Source organism: Candidatus Electrothrix sp., from assembly GCF_052785085.1.
In genome coordinates this window covers 1-2,911 of record NZ_JALAAI010000213.1, presented here as the reverse complement: position 1 = coordinate 2,911, position 2,911 = coordinate 1, and the positions used below count along the sequence as shown (strand labels likewise).

Genomic DNA, 2,911 nt, shown 5'->3' with positions numbered 1-2,911 from the left:
CGCACTCTCTGGCACTACATTAAGAATCCGAAAATCTGTGATGAGTAATTACAGATATTTGAAAGAGGAGCAAGGCCCCAAAAAGGACTTTTTTTCGTGTTTTGAGCACAAATCCTACGAACTTGGGTTAGAGGATGGCTGCTTGCATACTTGTTGTATTCAAACTCCAGTAACACGGTTAACGCTGTGGGACTGCACGTCGGCCTGCTGCCTTGCCACTTTGGCTCAAGAAGGTAAGATGAAAACTGCGGTCGTAGATCAGTATCAGCGAATCCATTCACAACCGGCAGAAAAATAGTGAAAAAAAGAATGATCAAGCAGGTGACCATTTTCGTCTGTTTTGTCTTCTTCTGTACGTTGTTCATAGCTATTATCCCCTATCTTATTATGTTAGCTCTTCTAAGCAATAAATTTGTATCTATTTTTTATTTTTAGGTTTAGTCTCGGTGGCAGGCCGAGGAGAGACGCTTTCAAGGGGATAGCAACCTCTACTCTTCAGATATTTCGAGTGACCTGAACTACAACCTTTCGGTTCGTGTAATCAATATCCAGCGCTTGGAGTATAAACACACCTTCTGATAATATTGATATAATATTATTTATATCTGAAAAACTGAACGCTCTCCTCGGCTTCATAAGCGGATGCGCCGCAAACTGTTGCTAGACAAAAGACTATCACCAACAACTGAATAATCTGTCTAAACTTCAGACTTCCCTCTCATTCAATATTTGAATGAAACACTCTGTCTTGAAAAAATCAAGAAGAAAAAGGAAGGAGAGAAGTTAATCGGCAAAAGAAATCATGCTGTTAAAGCATTTTTTTGCTTCAAGCAACCCTCAACACCAAAGTCCGCAACGCCTGAATAAAGAACGGATCATCATTCAACCCCTTGGTTGACTCAAGTCGCATACCCAGCTCCGCAGCCTGATCCTTATAAAGCATATCAATTTCATACAGGGTCTCAATATGATCAGAAACAAAGGAAATGGGCACCATCAGGATGTTTTTACATCCATCCTGGGCCAGCTGGTTCAGCATGTCCGGCGTGCTGGGTTCTAACCACTCCACCGGACCACTCCGGCTTTGAAAACAGAGCTTGCCTTGCCTGTCAAGTTGTCCCTCTACGACTGCAATAGTCTGTTGTAACTCCTCCACATAGGGGTCACCCTGATCAATAAATGATTTTGGTAAACTATGGGCACTATAGACCAACTGCACCGTCTCCTGTTCTTCCTCTGTAAATAAGGCCAGGTCATCCCGAATACGTGTAGCCAAGGCCTGGGTATATTCCGGTTCAGCAGGCCAGGAACGGATTTCCTGTATGGGAATTTTGCAGCCAATCTTTGCGTGTTGTTGTTTTAGATCAAAAAAGGAAGAACCACTGGTGGCGCGGCAATAATGAGGGTAGAGAGGGAGCGCAATCAGATCGGTTACACCAGCATCAATCATCTCCTGTAAGACTGTATCGGCAAAAGGGGGCCAGTACCGCATACAAAAACGGACAATAAAATCTCCATCACCAGCTAAACTCTGCTCCAGTGCCTGGGCTTGTTCAGCTGTTATCCGGGTGAGCGGTGATCCTCCACCAATTTTTTGATAATTCCTCATGCTCACCGGAGCACGTCGGTACGCAATCATCGCAGCAATAGGTTTTTGCAGCAATGCAGGACCAAGGCGAATAATCTCTCTGTCCGAAAAAAGATTATATAAAAAATGACGGACATCTTCCTGTTTTTCCGGTCCTCCCATATTCAGTAAGAGTACACCAGTTTTCTTTTCCATATCATCCATCCTGTTGATTTTTTTTATTATACATAAGGCTACACCCCCCTGTAAGTTTTCGTCAAGTAAATGTCGTTTTAGATCTTGTCTATTCAGAGATCAATGTCTATAATAAAAGCATGATAAGGTTATATTCCAAACTAAGTTCTCTGAATTTTTTCCGGCAACGCCCAAACATCGCCTTCTTATTTTGTATTTTCTGTGGGTTGTTCAGAACATTCTTTTCTGCTCTCGGATATCGAAGGGATATTATTGCTTGCCGATAGGAAATTCTGAGGGCATCTGACTATAATCTTTGAAGAAACAGTGGTAAAGGGCCGCTGGTACTATTAAATTGTGGAGGATATATGGATCTAAAAGTTGAAGCCAGAAATCTAGATATGCGCAACGGCTGGCGGGAAAAGATAGAAGAAGAACGAGAAAAAATTATCCGCCATTATACAAACCTGGTTCTTCATCTTCGTGTCACTATAGAGGCCACTCCTGGCTATAAAGAAGGAGGTTATGAGATCAGTTTAGTTGCCTCTGTCCCCAATGATACTGTTGTTGTTAAACGCTGGGGCGAAAAAGTTCATCCATTGTTGGTTGAGAGTTTTAACGTTCTCGGCCTGCAATTAAAAGATATAGTTCAAAAAAAGCAGAATCATAAACATCAGGTCAGCGCCAAGACCCAGGGCGGCGTCCCTGGTGGTGATACCTGCGGAACCGTTCAACGAATGTTTTCTGAGTATGGCTTCATCATGACCCATGATAAACAAGAAGTCTTTTTCCATGCCAAGTCCTTAAAAGATCTTTCTATGGATGATCTTGAGGAGGGGGCCGTTGTTAGTCTTGCTATGGAAGACGGTGATAAAGGTTTACAGGCGGTCTGGGTAAAAGCTGCTTAGTTAATACCTCAATAAAGACTCTACAGTCGTAAGTTCTCTGACAACTTGACAAATTTGTAAAAAAGCATACAGTATAAGCTACAAGATAACTTCTTCAAAAAATCAGAGGAGGTAATTGTATGCTCAACTACTTGTATGATTCATTAACAGGCTTTCGTAACGTATTTTCCCGTGAAAAAACCTGGCTTGTTTTCGTCATGATTGTCCTCGGATTTATCGGCAGCACAGAAATGGTTGGTAT

3 protein-coding genes are annotated in these 2,911 nt (G+C 42.2%); 2 read left to right on the top strand and 1 reads right to left on the bottom strand.

Translation table 11 applies throughout. The features are described 5' to 3' along the window. Positions 1–298 (top strand): hypothetical protein (locus L2082_RS18990; protein WP_446012176.1); only part of this gene is annotated, 298 nt, incomplete at its 5' end. A 528-nt stretch (positions 299–826) separates the two neighbouring features. On the opposite strand, the gene hemH is transcribed toward L2082_RS18990, so the two are convergent. Further along, positions 827–1,783 carry a ferrochelatase gene (hemH, locus tag L2082_RS18985; protein ID WP_446011224.1) on the bottom strand — a complete coding sequence of 319 codons (957 nt, stop codon included), beginning with the start codon at positions 1,781–1,783 and terminating at the stop codon, positions 827–829. A 347-nt stretch (positions 1,784–2,130) separates the two neighbouring features. On the opposite strand from hemH, the gene L2082_RS18980 reads away from it, so the two are divergent. Continuing rightward, the gene (locus L2082_RS18980; protein WP_446011223.1) at positions 2,131–2,670 is read left to right on the top strand and encodes a cold-shock protein; all 540 of its coding nucleotides are present in this window, start codon (positions 2,131–2,133) and stop codon (positions 2,668–2,670) included. The last annotated feature ends 241 nt before the right edge of the window (positions 2,671–2,911 follow it).

What these genes read in the sequence shown, in the direction of transcription:
- hemH (WP_446011224.1), bottom strand. Translation starts at nt 1,783, where the DNA reads ATGGAAAAGAAAACTGGTGTACTCTTACTGAATATGGGAGGACCGGAA.
- L2082_RS18980 (WP_446011223.1), top strand. Translation starts at nt 2,131, where the DNA reads ATGGATCTAAAAGTTGAAGCCAGAAATCTAGATATGCGCAACGGCTGG.